The organism is Terriglobus sp. ADX1 (assembly GCF_036877645.1).
Taxonomy (GTDB): domain Bacteria; phylum Acidobacteriota; class Terriglobia; order Terriglobales; family Acidobacteriaceae; genus Terriglobus.
On record NZ_JAEDXV010000009.1, the window covers coordinates 96,503 to 113,438 of the forward strand.

Sequence of the window (16,936 nt, forward strand, 5' to 3'; positions counted from 1 at the left end):
TGGGGAGGTGTGCTATGCATTTCGCAGTGCCCTCGCAGTTTCGGTCTCACGTAATTCCCCCTTCGCTACCCTCGCGTCTTCGTGCCGCCGCATGCTGCGGCGCCATGATGGCCTTGATGCCGCTGGCTCTGCATGCAGCGGATAATCTTGCAACGATAGATCCCTCAATGATTGCCACGCTGCAATTGCGCGCGGAACAGGCTCCACCGCGCGAGCAAATGCAGATGTTCGCCGATCTGGCAGACAAAATCAGCCTACTGGCTACGAAACAGCTCGCTGATGGCGACGAAGAACAAGCGCAGGCCACGCTGAAACAGTTGGAAGCCTGTACGACGCAGATGCAAATTACGCTGAAACTGGACAGCAAAGGTCTGAAAAGGGCCGAAATGCTGTTGCACACCACGAATCGACGGCTGAAAGACCTGGTGCGCGAAGCTTCCGGCGATATGAAACCCGTGGTGCAGTCGGCTCTCAAGCGACTGGATCAGGCGCAGACATCGTTGTTGAGTGCGGTCTTTGCCAAATAAGCAAATGGTGGCGAAACGCGTTCTCCGTTTATGTGGCTGGGTCATACTGTGTGCCCTTTCCGCACATGGTCAGAGGCATTCCACGGCCATATCCGAAGCAGAAGAAGAAAAGATCCGCGATGCCGCCGCCGACCCGGCGCATCGCGTGGTCGTATTTCAGGAGATCATCGAAACCCGCGTGCAGCGCATGCAATCCATCCTGGCCGACAAGCGTGCGCAGGGCCGCCGCGAAGACCTGAAACAGAACATGGAAGAGATTGCAGGCTTGGTCGATGAGTTTGAGGACAATCTCGAAGAGTACGACAAGGCCCATCGCGATCTGCGAAAACCACTCCCCAAGCTGGTAACAGCAATGGAGCGGTGGGAAAGCGTGCTTAAGCAGCCTCCGGTCGACGATAGCTACGAACTGACGAGGAAGTTGGCGCTGGAAACCGTCTCCGACGTAAAGTCCGAGGTCACCGAAATGATTCCGGCTCAGGCTGCATACTTCAAAGCGCATCCGCCCGATAAGGATGCGAACCCGGGTGGCGTCGGCGAAATTCATCACGAATAACGTGGGGATTTACACTACTCGCAGTGACACCGTTGGAACTGCAGCAGATATTTCAGGTTGCGTATCGCGATCTTCGCCCGCGTGCGCCTATGCCTCCGTTTGAAATCAAATTCCGGCGATTTGTCTCACTGAATACCACCATCCGTCTGCGCGAAGGCCGCCTGCATGTCAGTCTCTCGGACTTGCTGGAAGGCGCACCACCCTCCGTGCTGCAGGCCATCGCACACATCCTTCTCGCCAAGCTCTACCGCAAGCCGATCGAGGCATTTCATAACGACCGTTACCGCCGTTACACGCAATCTGATGCGGTAAGCCGACAGGCAGAACAGGCGCGGCAAACGCGTGGCCGCAAGCAGATTCACACGCATGTGGGCCATTATTACGATCTGGAAGAGGTCTTCGAAACCATCAATCGCCGCTTCTTTCACGGCTTACTCGGGCGTCCTGTGCTGACATGGAGCGCACATCGCGCCCGCAGAATGCTTGGCCATTATGACGCGGCACACAACACCATCGTCGTGAGTCGCATCTTCGATGGGCCAAAGGTGCCACGCTATGCGATTGAGTACCTGATGTATCACGAGATGCTACACCTGAAGCATCCGGTGCGTGTGCGTGCCGGGCGCCGCTGCGTACACTCTCGCGAATTCCAGGCCGAGGAACGTCTGTTCCCCGAACTGGAAGAAGCGAAGGCTTTTCTGAAGCAGCTTTAGATCGCTTCGGCAGGTTCAACTACAGGCTGACGCTTTGCAATCACGATCAGAATCAGACCGATCACAATCGTCAGAAGCGCGGCAACCTGAGCGTTGCTCATACCGAAATAAAGCTTTTCATTGCGGCGAATGATCTCTACAAGGAAACGGCCGACACCGCTAATAGCGAGGTATTCGCCGGTCAACTGGCCAATGGGCAGATTCTTCCGTCCACGCACCCACAGATACCAGCCAAGCGCCACAGAAAACAGGAACTCGTACACCGGCGTCGGGTGAACCAACAGGTCCGGAGGATTCGGCTGCGGCGGATCGAGCGCGTCGTCATGAATGTGAACGCCCCACGGCATCTTCGTGGCAATACCGTAGTCGCCATCGCCAGAAGTCAGGCAGCCAATACGCCCCACACCATAGCCGACAGCCGCTGCGGGAGCAGCAAAATCGAGAATGCGGACCGCGCCAATCTTCAGCGACCGTCCCTGCCACATTAGCGTTCCCACGCCGAACAAAAGGCCGCCGAACCACGCAAAGCCCGCCTGAAACCAATGCAGAAAACGCAGAATCACCTGCCCAGGCTCATGCCATCCGGGCAGAATGATCTCCTCCATCTGCATACGCAGCGCAAAGGGATTCTGTAGTTCGTGCCAAACTTTGGCGCCGATTACACCAGCAATCATGACCGTGGCAACCACCACAATCGCATCTGCTGTAACGCCGGCACGGACAAAAGAACGGTGCAGCACCCAGGCCGCGGTCACGGCCGCAAGCCACATCAGGATGCCAAAGGTGCCCAGGGTGACTGAGCCGAGGTGAAGATACGGAAACATGCGCTTCATCCAGTATATCGAGGATGCGCCGTGGAACGCCTCCATCGGTTACGCTATACCTCATGGCAAAGCCCACCATACCCGCCGTTCCCGCCTCTGAGTGCGAGATTCTCTTTTCTGCTGACCAAATTGCCGAACGCGTCAAAGCCATCGGCAAACAGATCAGCGATGACTACAAAGACGAAAGCATTGTCCTCGTTGGCGTGCTGAAAGGTGCCGCAATCTTCCTCGCGGACCTTGCGCGAGCCATTGAAGTGGACAACACCTTCGATTTCGTCGCCGTGTCCTCCTACGGCAAAGGCAAGACCTCCAGCGGCGCGGTCAAGCTCATTAAGGACCTGGATACTCCCATTGAAGGCAAGCATGTCATCGTGGTGGAAGACATTCTTGATACCGGCCTGACCCTGAGCTATTTGCGCCGCTTGATGCTGCAGCACAAGCCCGCATCGCTGAAGATCGCCACCTGCCTCGACAAGCCGGAGCGCCGTCTCGTTCCCATTGAAGCGGATTATGTTTGCTTCAGCATTCCCAATCGTTTCGTGATTGGCTACGGCATGGATTACGCAGAAAAATATCGCAACGTGGCGGACATCCGCCTATTCCCTGAAGACAAGGCATAAACGACAAAGCCCATGCAAAGCATGGGCTTTTCTCATGACCAGAGTTTTCCAACGCCACTGCCGGTAGGATGAACGGGTATGGCTGAAGTGCAACCCCTCGCTCCCGAAATCCTCCTCCACATTGCCCAGGAACTGAATATCCCGCTCAGCGGCGTGCGCGCCGTGATGGGGCTGCTGGATGAAGGCTCAACGGTTCCCTTCATCGCGCGCTATCGAAAGGAAGCCACCGGCAACCTGGACGAAGTGCAGATTCGCGATCTTGCCGAAAAGATCACGTACTTCCGCGAGTTCGTCTCTCGGCGTGAAACCGTTCTGTCTTCCATCACGGAACAGGGCAAGATGACCGATGAGCTAAAGGCAAAGATCATGGGCACGCTGGATCGCAGCGAGCTAGAGGATCTGTATCTTCCTTACAAGCCCAAGCGCCGCACCAAGGCCACCATCGCACGCGAGAAAGGCCTGGAGCCGCTGGCAGATTACCTCTGGGCTCAGGAACCTGCGGAACTTGATCTGATTGCCCTTGCCACTTCGCTGGTCGATCCCGCGAAGGAAGTTGCCACCATAGACGATGCCCTGGAAGGTGCGCGACATATTGTTGCCGAGCGCATCAGCGAAGATGCCGAGGTGCGGCGCTCCACGCGCCACGTGATGTTTGAAGAAGGCCTGATCGTAAGCCGCAAAATCTTCGATGCCAAGGACGAGCAGGAAAAGTTCAAGATGTACTACGAGTATCGCGAGCCGGTGAAGACTATCCCATCGCATCGCATGTTGGCAGTACGTCGTGGTGAAGCCGAAAACATCCTCTACTGGCTCATCGAAACGGAAGAAGAGCGCATGCTGGCACTGATCCGCTCGCGCGTTCTGAAGAACGACGGCGATTGGACTGCACAGCTCAACCTCGCCATTGAAGACTGCTGGAAGCGGCTACTGAACTCATCGATTCAGGGCGAACTGCGTCTGGAACTGAAACGCCGTTCAGACACGGAAGCGATCGATGTCTTCCGTGAGAACCTGCAGCATGTGTTGATGGCGTCTCCGGCTGGACCGATTCGCGTATTGGGCATCGACCCCGGTCTACGTACCGGATGCAAAATTGCGGTCGTGGACGAGACTGGCAAATTCCTCGCGCACGACGTGATCTATCCCCATACCGGTCGCGAGAAAGAAGCATCGCAGAAACTGGCAGCAATGGTGGCATCACAGAACATCCGCGCCATCGCCATCGGCAACGGAACGGCCTCGCGTGAGACAGATGCTTTTGTGCGCGACTTCCTTGCAGAACACAAGCTTGGCGGCATCTTCAAGGTCACTGTCTCTGAATCAGGTGCCAGCGTCTACTCTGCATCGGACGTTGCTCGTCAGGAGTTCCCGGACCTCGACCTGACGGTGCGTGGCGCTATCTCCATTGCGCGTCGCTTGCAGGATCCACTTTCAGAGCTGGTGAAGGTCGATCCCAAGTCCATCGGAGTTGGTCAGTATCAGCACGATGTGGATCAGCGACAGTTAAACCAATCGCTGGAAGCCGTGATTGAAAGCTGTGTAAACCGCGTTGGTGTCGATCTGAATACTGCGTCATGGACACTGTTGCGTTATGTCGCCGGCATTAGCGAACGTATCGCATTGAACATTGTTCAGTTCCGCGACACCAATGGCCGCTTCCAGTCACGGAAGCAGTTGCATGAGGTCTCCGGTATTGGCCCCAAGACGTTTGAGCAGGCAGCAGGATTTCTCCGCATTCGCGATGGAGAGCAGCCGCTGGATTCAACCGCGGTACATCCGGAATCGTATGCGCTGGTGGAACAGATTGCATCTTCCCTAAGCACTTCGATTGATGACCTGATTCGCAAACCGCAACTGTTAACCGGGGTGAAAACCGACGGGTTCGGCGCAGGCGCTTACACGCTGAACGACATTCTGGAGGAGTTGAAGAAGCCGGGACGCGATCCTCGCGACACATTCGTCGCCCCCACCTTCAATGAAGCTGTGCGCGAAATTCAGGATGTGGAACCTGGCATGGTGATGGAAGGCGTTGTTACGAACGTGACGAAGTTCGGCGCATTCGTTGATATTGGCGTGCATCAGGATGGCTTGGTCCACATCTCGGAAATCTCGCATAAGTTCATCAAGGATCCCAGCGAAGCTCTGAAGGCCGGACAGTTGGTTAAGGCCAAAGTTCTGAGCGCAGATGCAAAGACGAAGCGCATTTCGCTCTCTATCAAGGCACTGGAACCAGCACCGGGCGGAAAGGGGCCGCAGCGCGGAGGCAACCGTCCGCAACAACAGCGGCAACCTGAGCCATCGTCCATGGCGGATAAGCTTGCCGCTCTCAATACAAAATGGCGGAGTAACGCTCCAACCGGGCGGTAGCTCTTATGAAATACCCAAATGCCCTCACGATTCGTGGGGGCATTTTCGTTTGATTTACAGAGCTGCGAGCTGATTCCAGCCGGATCAATCGATGAACTTTCACATATCGTATTCGCCATTTATTCGCTATCATATTTACAGCGCTATGGCTTCGATGACGGTCAAGCAGAAGCTGGAGATTCTTGCCGATGCGGCGAAGTATGACGCATCGTGTGCCTCGTCCGGTGCCAAGCGGAGCAGCAATGGCAAAGGTGTCGGACACAGCGACGGAACGGGAATCTGCCATAGCTATACCCCGGATGGCCGCTGTATCTCCCTGTTGAAACTGCTTCTGACGAACTTCTGCACATACGACTGCGTATTTTGCGTCAATCGTGTCAGCAGCGATATTCGTCGCGCCCGGTTTACTCCGCAGGAAGTCGTGCAACTGACGCTGGATTTCTATAAGCGGAATTACATTGAAGGGCTGTTCCTTTCAAGTGGGATCATTCAGTCGCCGGATTACACCATGGAGCAGCTTGTCGCGGTCGCAAAGACTCTGCGGACAGTGCACCATTTTGGGGGATACATTCACATCAAGGCGATTCCGGGTTGCGCGCAACGTTTGATTGACGAGGCTGGTTTATATGCTGATCGCCTGTCAGCGAACATCGAACTGCCTACGCAACAGGATTTGGTACAGCTTGCCCCGGAAAAGAAGTCGGACGTTATTGAAATGACAATGACGCAGATTCGATTTCGGAAGGAAGAAGCAGACTACGACCGCAAACACTTCGCGCATGCCCCGACGTTTGCACCGGCAGGTCAGAGTACGCAGATGGTCATTGGAGCGACGCCCTCGACGGATCGCGAGATCATTGCGCGCGCCAATAGCCTGTACAACAACTACAAGCTGAAGCGGGTGTATTACACCGGCTTTTCACCATATCCAGAGGCTGATACACGACTGCCATTGAAAGCTTCGCCGATGCTTCGTGAGCATCGCTTGTACCAGGCGGACTGGCTGATGCGGCATTACGGCTTCGCTGCTGAGGAAATTACGACAGCAGAGGCCCCTGACCTTGATCTTGCGTCCGATCCGAAACTGGGATGGGCGAGACGACACCCGGAGTTCTTCCCTGTAGACGTGAATACGGCTCCGAGAGAGGCCCTGCTACGAGTTCCCGGATTGGGATACCGCAATGTTGATAGGATTTTGTCGATACGCCGTTACCATCGGTTGACGAGCGATGATTTGCGTAAGCTGCATGTTCGCTGGCAAGACGCTGCACAATTTGTTGTAACCGCAGATCATCTGCCGTTGAATAGGACTCCGTCCGAACTCATTGACAAGGACACACAGGCACATCCATCACGCGGCGATACATCATCCATGCGGCAGATGACATTGTTTGAAGATGCGGCGCGATCTGCCATGTGGGGTTCGTTGTGAATGCCGCAGGCGTGATGCGTATTCGGATTGCTCAGGAATTTGCGGAGTGGCGAAAGTTAGCGCGCGCGGCCGTAGCGAAGAGCATTCCGCCTGAAGCGATCGACTTTTACGACCCAGCGTATGCCGGTACGTCAGAATTGTTTTCCGCAGAGGATATTTGCTCGGCAGACCTGACACAGGATGTACCTGACACAAGGCCACATGTTCCCAAGAGCTTCATGGAGATGGCGGTCATCGCGGCATATCATAACGATCCGCAGCGGTGGAATCTCCTTTACAGGCTCTTGTGGCGATTACAGAGACAACGGGAGCTGATGAAGGTGCAAGTCGACGCCGATGTAAATGCCCTGTTCCGCCTGGCAGAACAGGTGCGGCGCGACGAGCACAAGATGCATGCCTTTGTCCGCTTCAGGCGGGTGGAGGAGCAGGACGGTGAGGAGCGGTTTATTGCGTGGTATGAGCCGCAGCACCACATCCTAAAGCTGGCAGCACCATTCTTTGCGGAGCGATTTGCCGTTATGCGGTGGTCCATCCTTACACCGGATGGATCTGCATCCTGGGAACCGTCTACGAAGCAATTGCAATATGGGCCACCTGTGACGCGGGAACAGGCTCCATCCAGCGATGAACTGGAGGAACTATGGAAGAGTTACTATGCGAGCATCTTTAATCCGGCTAGGTTAAATCCGGATGCAATGCGTGGGCACATGCCAGTACGTTACTGGGGCAACTTGCCGGAGATTGAGTTACTCCCACAGTTGATGACAACGGCAGCGAAGCGCGTGGAGGGTATGGTCGCAATTCAGGCTGGCAAGCCAAGCGCCGCTCCATTTGTTCCCGCGAAACACACGCTGACTTTGATCCGCGAAGCTCTGCCAACATGCAAGGGGTGCGAACTTTACAAGCATGCGACGCATGTCGTGCCGGGTCGTGGCGCTGGACATGCTCCGCTCATGCTGGTGGGTGAACAGCCGGGTGACCAGGAAGACCTGCAAGGCTTGCCCTTCGTTGGGCCGGCAGGAGGCGTGCTGAGAAAAGCGATGGCGGAAGCAGGCATAGCCGACAGCGACATCTTTATGACAAACGCGGTGAAACACTTCAAATTTGTGCAACGCGGAAAATCGCGTCTTCACCAGAATCCCAGGATGAGTGAGATTACCGCGTGCAAGCCGTGGTTGTTAGCCGAACTGGATGCCCTGAAGCCCAAGCTGGTACTTTGCCTCGGTGCTTCTGCCGCAAAATCTCTGCTGGGAGGGACATTCGGACTGATGCGTGATAGAGGCAAGGTGCTTTCAACGCCGTTTGCGGAACACGTAATGGCAACGATCCATCCTTCAGCGGTCCTGCGCGCGCCTGATGAAGAGATGCGCCATACGCTGTATCAACATCTCCTCAATGACCTGTTAGCGGCATATAGGTTTGTCATGAAGGCCGCCTAGGTTACGTTTGCCATTGACATGAACAGGCTGCCGCGTCTGAGGATATGATGTCCTTTGGGCCTTTTGACGGCCTTCTGAATAGAGAGTTTTTACATGATGGAATCGACATACACCCCCGAGAGCTTTTACGAACATGCCGTGAGCAGCCCGCGCGCACTGGCGGCAACGCTGGATCATACGCTGCTGAAGGCGGACGCCACACGCGCACAGGTCCTGCAGATCTGCGAAGAGGCGGCACAGTATCGCTTTGCCTGCGCCATGGTGAATCCGTTCTGGGTATCCACCGCTGCAGCAGCACTGGCTGGCACGGGTGTGCCTGTGGGTGTTGTAATCGGATTTCCGCTTGGGGCTTCCCTCGCCGAATCGAAAGTGGACGAGGCAAAACGCGTCATTGCGCTGGGCGCTCATGATGTCGACATGGTGTTGAACATTGGTGCTCTCAAGGGCGGCGAATATGACACCGTGGCCAATGACATCCGTGGCGTAGTCGACGCTGCGCACGAACGCGGTTCCATTGTGAAGGTCATTCTGGAAACGGCGCTGCTGAACTTTGAAGAAAAGCTGCGCGCCAGTGAAATTGCCGTAAATGCGGGCGCGGACTTTATCAAAACCAGCACCGGCTTCTCTACCGGCGGCGCCACCGTTGACGACATTGCGCAGATGCGCAGCGTCGCTGGCCTGCGCTCAGGTGTAAAGGCATCTGGTGGTATCCGTTCCCTGGCCGATGCGAAAGCAATGTTGAAGGCAGGGGCAAACCGCATTGGCGCAAGCGCAAGCGTGCGCATTGTGCAGGAGCTGACAGGAACGGCCAAAGGTGACTCCGGCGGTTCCGGCTACTAAAAGTAAGACCTCACCTCTGCTACAAAGGCAAGCAGGTATATGACCGCACTTGGGGACAAGGGAAAGCGCGAAGGTAAGCCGCTGCGTGTGGTCACGCAGTCGCGTGCCTCTGATGCCTCCGAAGTGCGGCTGCAAGGCCCCGAAGAAGCGGAGACGCCTTCCCATTACTTTGAAGGTGACTATCGTCCCAGCCCCGGCGCGCAGGCAGATGATACCGTCCGTGTCGACATCCCGAATCACGACATGGTGATAGACCCGGTTTCGCCTGGACACCCGGAAAACCGCATCCGCGTGCATTCCGAGCATGTCGACTTCCTGCTGCGTCTTGCCGATGCGCTGAACAACACGCTGGATCTACAGACGCTGATGCTGCGCGTGGCCGAACTGGTGCGCGCCGTGGTGGACTACCGGATCTTTGCCATCTTCCTGTTGAACGATCGCACGCAGGAATTATGGATGCGCTTTCAGGTGGGCCATGCTCCTGAAGTGGAACGCATACGCCTCAAAATGGGCCAAGGCATCGTAGGACAGGCTGCGGCCACACGTATGTCTGTTCTGGTGGACGACGTTACGCATGCCCCGCATTACATCTCCGCCAATCCAGCGGTGAAGAGCGAACTCGCCATTCCGCTCATCATCAAGAATCGCGTGATTGGCGTGATCGATCTTGAGAGCGAACAACTGAGTGCATTCACTCAGGACCAGCGGCGTTTATTAGAACTGGTTGCTTCGCGTATGGCGGTGGCAGTGGAGAACGCCCGCCTATATACGCGCCTCTCACGTCAGGCACAAACGCTGACAGTACTGGCTGAAATCAGCCGTGAACTTACGTCCATCCTTGACCTCGACACGCTGCTGGAGCGCATCGGCACCTTATTGAAGCGCGTCGTCGACTTTCAGATGTTCACTATTTTGCTATGGAGTGAAAGTCGACAGCAGTTCATGCATCGTTTCTCCACGCGCTTTGGCGAACGCGTGCAGCGCGATCGCAATGCAGAGATGGGTAAGGGTATCTTTGGCCTGGCAGCCGCGGAACGCCATCCCATTCTGGTGCCGGATGTACGCAAAGACCCGCGTTATCTAGGCGACAGCACTCCTGGCGGCGAACGCGGATCTGGCGAAGTTCGCTCCATGCTTGCTGTGCCACTGATCTACAAAGAGAAGGTCACCGGTGTCATTGCGCTGGAGCACACACGCGTCAACTACTACAACGAAGATCACCAGCGCACACTGACAACGCTGGCTGGACAGATTGCCATTGCCATCACCAACGCACGCTTGTACGAACGCATCTTCGAAGAAGAACAACGCATGGAACGCGACCTTCAGATGGCGCGCGAAGTACAGATGCGCCTTCTGCCGCCGCCACCGCAACCGCTGGCACACGCACAGTTTGCGGCAACGTTCCTGCCTGCACGGTCCATCGGCGGCGATGTCTATGACTTCATTGATTACGGCAATGGTCGCGTCGCCATTGCTGTAGGTGACGTGAGCGGGAAGGCTGCGCCTGCCGCTTTGTACGCCGCGTTGGTCAGTGGCATTCTGCGCTCTGTGGCCACGCAACATCTTTCCCCAGCAGCGATGTTGGCGGAACTGAACAACCAGCTGCAGGAGCGGAAGCTGGATTCGCAGTACGTCACCATGCTCTTTGCCGTGTGGAATGACGACGAACGAACGCTCAGCATTGCGAACGCGGGTTCAGTACAACCGATGCTGGTCTCCTCTGATGGAGAGCAAATGCGAACTCGCGTCATCGAAGCGGAAGGCTTCCCTCTTGGACTCTTTCCCAACGCGGAATATGAAGAGTTCACCATCAGCACACGCCCCGGCGACCTGCTGGTCTTCTTCTCCGATGGCATTGTCGACGCCGAAAACCGCGATGGAGAAATGTTTGGCAATGATCGTCTCATTGAAGTGCTGGACAATCTGCATGAAACAGATGCAGAAACAGCCGTAAAGACAGTTCTGGAAAGCGTCTCGAAATTCCAGGATGGGCACGAGCATTTTGATGACGAAACCCTGCTGGTTCTGCAGGTTCGCTGATCCTTCACTCATACCCAGTAGAATGGTAACCATGTCACACAACGGAACCACGGAAGTTGTGCGTCCAGCACGCACCGTCCGCGGCAGTGTTCGACTGCCCGGCGACAAAAGCATCTCGCACCGCTATGCCATGCTGGCGGGATTGGCCAAAGGCACCTCGCGCTTCGCAAACTTCTCCACCGGCGCAGATCCGCACAGCTCGCTGAGCTGCATGGAAGCGCTTGGCGCAACCGTTGTAAAGCGCCCGGATGGCGTTATTGAAGTCACTGGCGTGGGCGGCACATTTCAGCAGCCGTCACGTGACCTGGACTGCGGCAACTCTGGTTCCACTATGCGCATGCTCGCCGGTCTGGTTGCGGGCCACAAAGGAACATATCGGTTCATTGGCGATGCCTCCCTCACCAAGCGCCCCATGCAGCGTATTAAAGGCCCATTGGAACAGATGGGCGCGAAGGTCGAATTAACCGAAGGCCATGCGCCAATGACGGTTCACGGCGGTACATTGAAAGCCATTGAGTTCACCGCCCCCATTGCCAGCGCGCAGGTGAAGACCGCCGTCCTGTTCGCAGGACTTGGAGCCGACGGTACCACCACCTTGCAGGAAGCCGTACGCACACGCGACCACTCGGAACACGCACTACGTGCGTTTGGCGCGGAGTTGGAACGGGGTAAGGATTCCATCTCAATTCGCGGTGGACAGCAACTTCAGGCCATTGAAGCTACCGTCCCAGGCGACCTTTCTTCTGCAGCATTCTTCCTGTGTGCGACGGTTCTCTTCCCCGATGCTCAGCTTGTGCTGGATGACGTGGGAATGAACCCATCCCGCTCCACACTGCTCGACGTACTCGCATCCATGGGACTTCAGGTGAAGGTTCTGAATCTGGAAGAAAAGCACGGTGAGATGATCGGCACGATTCAGGTAAACGGCGCTGCGGAACTTAAAGGCGCTGAGATCGTTGGTGATCTTCCAGCACTCATCATTGACGAGCTTCCTGTCCTTGCAGCGATCGGACCATATACAAGCACCGGCGTGACCATTCGGAATGCGAAGGAACTTCGCGTGAAGGAATCAGATCGCATTGCTCTCGTGGTACAGAACCTGCGAGCCATGGGCGCTGAAGTGGAAGAGTTCGAGGACGGCTTGCACGTTCCGGGCAACCAGAAGCTTCGCGGTGGCGTTGTCGACTCTGCTGATGACCATCGTATTGCGATGGCGTTTGCCGTTGCAGCACTGCGCGCGGAAGGTGAAACCACCATCCATGGTGCAGAGGCTGCTGCCATCTCCTTCCCGGAATTCTTTCCATTGCTCAACCAGATTTCGGAGCGATAGAAGCGCATGACGACCGTGCCGCCGGTAGAGATTTTCATCGCAGAGGTGGAGGCTTTCGGCGGCGCGGAGCGTGCCGATCTCGCGCTGTCGCGCTGGCTGTATGAGCATGGCATTGCGAATCGGATTCTCACCTACCGAGATTCCGTCGGACTTTCAAAGTATGTATCGCATCCTCTGGAAGTCGTCGCGCTCAATCCAGGCGGAGGATTCCGTAGCAAACTCGCAGCGCTGAAACAACACTTTGCAGGTGGTTCAGAACAGTCGCGGCTTATCGTCTCCGGTTATCAACCCGCGCTTCATGCCACATTGGCTGGCGCACGCGGCTTCCATTGCCTCATGCACGATACGCCTGCCCTTTTCAGCGATGCGGCCCATCGGACTCTGAAAGCAAAACTGCGTATTCAACTGCAGAACTTTCTGATTGCGCGTGGTCTTCGCTCGGGCGGCACAACCATCGTAACCAGTGAGTTTTTACGCAGAGAGTGCCGCAAAGACTTCGGTATCGACGCCAAGATTGCACGTATGGGCGGCCTTCCTTCTGCAGATGGTTTTCATGAGCGCGTGTACTCCGAAACGCTGAATCTGCTCTCCGTATCTCGCATTGAAAGGAACAAGCGCATCGACTGGATGCTGCAGTCGCTCGCAGCGCTCGAGCAAGACACGACTCCACTTTCTTCGCGCTTTGACTGGCATCTCCGGCTGGCAGGTAAAGGCTCTCAAATTGACGTGCTACGAACGATGGCTGAGTCACTCGGTATCGCACAGCGTGTCCATTTTCTTGGCTTTGTCTCCGACGAGGACCTTCGCCAGCTAATTCGTGAGTCTCATTTGTTTCTGATGCCTGCGTTGCAGGGCTTTGGTATTCCCGCAGTGGAAGCACTGCAATCTGGTATGCCTGTACTGTTGCATCGCGAAAGCGGCGTTAGCGATATTCTGCTTGATACCCCATGGGCAACTGTTTTTGAGGGAGGAGTAGAAGCCATGACGCCCGCTCTGCGACAAGCAATGTTCAGCACCGCCGAAGGCCGTCACTTTGGCCAACCTTTACCTCCGATCAATTCCGAGGAGGAATGGGCCGAACGCGTCGCCAAGCTTTGCCACTGGGTCTGACCGCGAATCGACATCCGCGATGTAGTTCTTTCACCAAACGAACTACATCTTGTATTGGCCCATATCGTCGTCGCCCAAGCCCTCAAGCCAGCGGCGAAGCTCGTCCGAGTTCACATCGCGGCTTCCCTTTTGCCCCGCGCGCGCAGCGTCCATCACGGTTCGGTTGACATAGATCGGGCAGTCCGTACGCATAGCTAAAGCCAGCGCATCAGATGGACGAGCATCCATCGTCAATACTTCGCCGTTGCGCTCCATCCAGAGGATCGCGAAGAATGTGTCATCCTTCAACTCTGAGATCACAACTCGTGTCACACGCACATCAAGCGACCGCAGAAGATTGCGCATCAGATCATGCGTCATCGGCCGAGGCGGTGCATTCTTCTCAATCTCCAGAGCAATCGCATTCGCTTCGAAGATGCCGACCCAGATTGGCAATACGTCATCGCCGTTGACATCTTTCAGCACCACCATGGGCATGTTGGTGACAGGGTCCATCATCAGCCCACGGATGCGGACCTCAATCTCCTCCCGCGTGTTTTCGGAGGCGATGGAATCGCGAAGCTGCTGTGCGGAATCGCTCATTCTGCGCTCACTGCCTCACCCACAAGGCTGTTCGGATACGTCTTTGTCACGCGCACATTCAAGTAGCTGCCGATCGCCGGCAAAATGGGTGACGCCGTCGTGAAGTTCAGCGTTTTATTCTGCGACGTGCGGCCGGTAACCTGACCTCGTTGATGGTTATATCCCTCCACCATCACTTCCACAATCTGGTCTAGATGACGTTCGTAGCTGACACGTTGCCGTTCGCGCTGAGCATCAAGCAGACGCTGCAGACGAGCAGCTTTTACCTCATCCGAAACGGTCTCTGACATTCCAACTGCCGGGGTGTTTGGCCGGGGCGAATACTGAAACGCAAACACGCCATCATACCCAACTACATCGAGAAGACTCATCGTCTCCTCAAAGTCTTCCTCGGTCTCACCGGGGAAACCGACAATAATGTCCGTCGTCATGCTGATGTCACGTTTCGCAGACTTGATCCACGCAATACGCTCCAGGTACCACTCACGCGTGTATTCACGCTGCATGGCCTTCAATACAGCGGACGATCCGCTTTGTACCGGCAGATGTACGTGATCGCAAACCGTCGTCATGCTGTCGATTACCTGCACAATGTCCGGCGTAAAGTCCCGCGGATGCGACGTGGTGAAACGTACACGCCGAACACCGGACAGTTCGCCTACCATCGCCAGTACATCGGCAAAACTCTTCTTGCCTAACGGATCATGGTAGCTGTTCACATTCTGGCCCAAAAGCTGAATATCCGTGTAACCAGCCTCCGCCATGCGCTTTGCCTCAGCAAGAATACTCTCTGACGAACGCGACCGTTCTTTACCGCGCGTATAGGGCACGACGCAATAAGAGCAAAACTTATCGCAACCTTCGATGATGGTGATGTAGCCGCGATGCGGGTTAGAACGCGCGGTGAACTCGGTGTCAAAGGTTTCTTCCGTCTGGCGATCATCCAATCCGGTAATGCGCTTTTCGCCTGCTTCGAGCCGCACCAGCATCTCAGGTAGGTTGCGGTAAGAAGCCGAACCAGATACAAGCGACACAAACGGCGCCTTCTCAAAAATCTTGTTGCCTTCCTGCTGCGCGACACAGCCCAGCACGGCGAACTTCTTTCCTTCGCCTTGCATGCGCTTGTATTCATTCAGACGATGGAAGACCTTCTGCTCCGCCTTGTCGCGGATGGAACAGGTGTTGTACAGGATGAGGTCAGCGGCCTCCTCATCTTCCACGCGCGAATATCCTTCATGCTCCAGTGTGCCAATGACTTTTTCCGAGTCATGGGCATTCATCTGGCAGCCAAAGGTTTCGATATAGAAGGTCTTCGCGGGGGTACTCATCACCCTTAAAGTATACGTCCCGCGAAGATCAAAGGCGAATCTGCGGCGAAAACATGGTCTCATTCATGCTAAAGCCGCTTGGATAGCACGCCCTTTCATTTACGTCGGCCACACAATAGCCTCTCCATGGCCGATGTAGAGGCTTATCTCCGTCTTCTCTTTCTCGGACTTGAACCAACCTTGATGATGGATATCGCGTGAATTAGCTCTAGTGAGCGTAATGAGTGAAGACGTAGTCATGCTGCTTCGCTGGCGTGTGGCAGGAATAGCACGACTTCACAGGATCAATCGCTGCAGGCTTGCCATCGGTGAACTGGGCGTAACCCCAACCACCGGTTGAGGCAAATCGCTTTGTATCCTTCACCATGAGCTGAACGTTTGTGGGAGTGCCAGCGACGAAAGACTGTTCCTGGCCGAACGCCTTGTTGTTCTCCTCAGATGGCGTATACGTCCATGCCAGCCGAGCAATGATGGCTCCATCAGGAAAAGATGTAGCCCCGTCGCGATACGCGTCGATGGCCAGATCATTCCCTAATACAGCACGCAGATCGTTCAGCTTTCCTGCCTCGTGAGCCACTGAGACCAATTTCCAATCTCTGTAATCAAGAGGAAGCGTAATGGGCGCAGGCGTGTTCTGCGTCACGTCCGCCTTAACGAGATTCTGGCCGCGGGACCAGGTGATGCCAGCTAAAGCAGGCGCGCCAAATGCCAGCACCGCAATCAACTTCAGGGTTACTTTCTCTATCGTGCGCAACTCTTTCGCCATGGAGTGATCTCCTGTCCAATCCTGTTTTCTATGTACTTGGTTACAGCTTCGCCACATCGGTAATTGCCTTTGCAAGCTTCCGGAGCTTCCTGCGGCAGGTTGTGTCCAACACCACCTCGGATCAGACGATGCTCATACTTGCCAGAAAACTTCTTCGCATAATTGTTGCTGTCCGGGTGGGGCGCGCCGTTCGCATCGCCTTCCATCGTGATCGTGGGCACGGTGATTACCGGTTCAGCGGCCAACTTATATGTCGTAAGAGTCATCGCGCGCCTCGCACAGAGCAAGCATATCCGTCGCTGTACTATTTTCACGACGTAGACAAAGGCGGGCACTTTGCTGCCTGGGAACAACCTGATGTACTCACTGCTGAAATCCGCGCGGCCTTTCGATCACTCCGTTAAGACCCGCTGAAACGGGCAATGATCTGCGATGCACGACGCGGGCCTCAATAGGAAGCCG

Annotated in this window: 16 protein-coding genes; 11 read left to right on the forward strand and 5 right to left on the reverse strand. The window is 55.7% G+C overall.

Annotated elements, in window-relative coordinates:
• Positions 1 to 14: 14 nt before the first annotated feature.
• Genes JAO32_RS08080 through JAO32_RS08090 form a run of 3 tightly spaced genes read left to right on the forward strand, consistent with a single transcriptional unit; the run spans position 15 to position 1,793 of the window.
• On the forward strand, positions 15 to 527 hold the full coding sequence (locus JAO32_RS08080) for a hypothetical protein (RefSeq protein ID WP_334239279.1): 513 nt from the start codon (positions 15 to 17) through the stop codon (positions 525 to 527).
• Positions 517 to 1,080, forward strand: coding sequence for a hypothetical protein (locus tag JAO32_RS08085; RefSeq protein ID WP_334239280.1), 564 nt, complete (start codon positions 517 to 519; stop codon positions 1,078 to 1,080). Before JAO32_RS08080 ends, JAO32_RS08085 begins: the two co-directional genes overlap by 11 nt.
• Positions 1,081 to 1,103: 23 nt before the next feature.
• The gene (locus JAO32_RS08090; RefSeq protein WP_334239283.1) at positions 1,104 to 1,793 is read left to right on the forward strand and encodes a M48 family peptidase; all 690 of its coding nucleotides are present in this window, start codon (positions 1,104 to 1,106) and stop codon (positions 1,791 to 1,793) included.
• Here JAO32_RS08090 and JAO32_RS08095 read toward each other — a convergent pair.
• Positions 1,790 to 2,617: a prolipoprotein diacylglyceryl transferase gene (locus JAO32_RS08095; protein ID WP_334239285.1), complete on the reverse strand. Its 828-nt coding sequence runs from the start codon at positions 2,615 to 2,617 to the stop codon at positions 1,790 to 1,792. The genes JAO32_RS08090 and JAO32_RS08095 overlap by 4 nt on opposite strands.
• A 62-nt stretch (positions 2,618 to 2,679) precedes the next feature.
• On the opposite strand from JAO32_RS08095, the gene hpt reads away from it, so the two are divergent.
• From hpt to JAO32_RS08135, 8 genes are all read left to right on the forward strand, one after another.
• Positions 2,680 to 3,237: a hypoxanthine phosphoribosyltransferase gene (hpt, locus tag JAO32_RS08100; protein ID WP_334239369.1), complete on the forward strand. Its 558-nt coding sequence runs from the start codon at positions 2,680 to 2,682 to the stop codon at positions 3,235 to 3,237.
• A 78-nt stretch (positions 3,238 to 3,315) separates the two neighbouring features.
• A complete protein-coding gene (locus tag JAO32_RS08105) occupies positions 3,316 to 5,604 on the forward strand; it encodes a Tex family protein (RefSeq protein ID WP_334239287.1) in 2,289 nt (762 codons plus the stop codon).
• A gap of 145 nt (positions 5,605 to 5,749) precedes the next feature.
• Positions 5,750 to 7,036 (forward strand): putative DNA modification/repair radical SAM protein, encoded by a 1,287-nt coding sequence (locus JAO32_RS08110; RefSeq protein ID WP_334239289.1) that lies wholly within the window; start codon positions 5,750 to 5,752, stop codon positions 7,034 to 7,036.
• Positions 7,037 to 7,050: 14 nt separating this feature from the next.
• On the forward strand, positions 7,051 to 8,475 hold the full coding sequence (locus tag JAO32_RS08115) for a UdgX family uracil-DNA binding protein (RefSeq protein WP_334239292.1): 1,425 nt from the start codon (positions 7,051 to 7,053) through the stop codon (positions 8,473 to 8,475).
• A 93-nt stretch (positions 8,476 to 8,568) separates the two neighbouring features.
• A complete protein-coding gene (gene deoC, locus JAO32_RS08120; protein ID WP_334239294.1) occupies positions 8,569 to 9,315 on the forward strand; it encodes a deoxyribose-phosphate aldolase in 747 nt (248 codons plus the stop codon).
• A 39-nt stretch (positions 9,316 to 9,354) separates the two neighbouring features.
• Positions 9,355 to 11,358 (forward strand): SpoIIE family protein phosphatase, encoded by a 2,004-nt coding sequence (locus JAO32_RS08125; RefSeq protein ID WP_334239296.1) that lies wholly within the window; start codon positions 9,355 to 9,357, stop codon positions 11,356 to 11,358.
• 31 nt (positions 11,359 to 11,389) lie between these two features.
• On the forward strand, positions 11,390 to 12,688 hold the full coding sequence (aroA, locus tag JAO32_RS08130; RefSeq protein WP_334239298.1) for a 3-phosphoshikimate 1-carboxyvinyltransferase: 1,299 nt from the start codon (positions 11,390 to 11,392) through the stop codon (positions 12,686 to 12,688).
• A 6-nt stretch (positions 12,689 to 12,694) separates the two neighbouring features.
• Positions 12,695 to 13,798, forward strand: a complete 1,104-nt coding sequence (locus JAO32_RS08135; protein WP_334239299.1) for a glycosyltransferase family 4 protein — start codon at positions 12,695 to 12,697, stop codon at positions 13,796 to 13,798.
• A gap of 42 nt (positions 13,799 to 13,840) precedes the next feature.
• Here JAO32_RS08135 and JAO32_RS08140 read toward each other — a convergent pair whose 3' ends face one another.
• From JAO32_RS08140 to JAO32_RS08155, 4 genes are all read right to left on the reverse strand, one after another.
• Complete coding sequence (locus JAO32_RS08140; protein WP_334239301.1) at positions 13,841 to 14,380, reverse strand: bifunctional nuclease family protein; 540 nt, start codon at positions 14,378 to 14,380, stop codon at positions 13,841 to 13,843.
• Positions 14,377 to 15,708: a tRNA (N6-isopentenyl adenosine(37)-C2)-methylthiotransferase MiaB gene (gene miaB, locus JAO32_RS08145; RefSeq protein ID WP_334239302.1), complete on the reverse strand. Its 1,332-nt coding sequence runs from the start codon at positions 15,706 to 15,708 to the stop codon at positions 14,377 to 14,379. Before miaB ends, JAO32_RS08140 begins: the two co-directional genes overlap by 4 nt.
• A 208-nt stretch (positions 15,709 to 15,916) precedes the next feature.
• Positions 15,917 to 16,474 carry a cytochrome P460 family protein gene (locus tag JAO32_RS08150; protein WP_334239304.1) on the reverse strand — a complete coding sequence of 186 codons (558 nt, stop codon included), beginning with the start codon at positions 16,472 to 16,474 and terminating at the stop codon, positions 15,917 to 15,919.
• Complete coding sequence (locus JAO32_RS08155) at positions 16,450 to 16,740, reverse strand: alpha/beta hydrolase (protein ID WP_334239305.1); 291 nt, start codon at positions 16,738 to 16,740, stop codon at positions 16,450 to 16,452. Before JAO32_RS08155 ends, JAO32_RS08150 begins: the two co-directional genes overlap by 25 nt.
• Positions 16,741 to 16,936 lie beyond the last annotated feature (196 nt).